A 932-nucleotide genomic window follows, 5' to 3' on the forward strand; every position below is an offset into this window, starting at 1 on the left:
GGACGGCTTGGGCCTGGTGCTGGTGCGCGAGATCGTGCACGCGCATGGCGGCGAGATCACCCTGGCCAGCGCTGCGCGCGGTGCCCGTTTTGAGATGGAGTTGCCATGGCATGAAAACATGGTGTTGATCGAACCGGAAACGATCAAGGATTTTGCCTGATTCTCCAGCGGGAGCAGCAAGAGGAGCGGCAGGAGCGGGAGTGATCCCCCGGACTTAGTTTTTCCACAGCAAAAACTAAGTCGTTCTCCCGCAAAAACTTAGTTTTTTTCCAGCGTATCCGCACGTCGCTGCAGATGCGTCAGCAGACGTTGCCCTTCGCTGCCATGGAACCAGGCGGCATGGCCGAGGAAGTAGGTGTCATAGGCCAGCGAGGCATTCCGGGGCGACTGCGTCACGCCATGGAAGTAATCCAGCTCGGCCAGCGCAAACTCGGCATGGACCAGTGGCAGCAAGGCGGCCAGCGCCCGCATCTGCCTTGCGCTTAATGGCAACAGTGAGGCATAGCCGTCCAGCATGGCATCGAGCAGGTCCAGGTGGACCAGTTGCGTGTCGCGCTGGGCCATGGAGAGCCACTCGACAATGTTGCGCTCGATCGCGGTGGCCAGGTCATGCAGGGCGCAGGTGCGGTCGCACAGGCCGAAGTCCAGCACCGTCCTGACCTGCGCCTGGCGTGTGGCATCGCTCCACAGCAGGTTGGAGGCGTGCCAGTCATTGTGCGTCCACAGCGGCGTGAATTCATTCAGATAAGGCTTCAGTGCCCCATGCCAGGGCAGCAGGTGCTGCGCCACTTCCCCGCGCCAGGCACGTCCTTCCAGGTACTCTGCAATGGCCGGACGCGCCGCGATGTANGCTTGCAGCGGGCGTACCGGATCTTCCTGCGAGAAGATGGTGAAGCTCGATACCAGCGGCCTGGCCGGTCGGGGCCGGGCAT

General features: G+C 62.3%; 1 protein-coding gene. It reads right to left on the reverse strand.

Annotated elements, in window-relative coordinates; all coding sequences use genetic code 11:
- Positions 1–258: 258 nt before the first annotated feature.
- Positions 259–932 (reverse strand): phosphotransferase (locus I5W_RS25710; protein WP_044531386.1); only part of this gene is annotated, 674 nt, incomplete at its 5' end.

This window comes from Herbaspirillum sp. B65 (genome assembly GCF_000333555.1).
Lineage (GTDB): Bacteria > Pseudomonadota > Gammaproteobacteria > Burkholderiales > Burkholderiaceae_D > Herbaspirillum > Herbaspirillum rubrisubalbicans.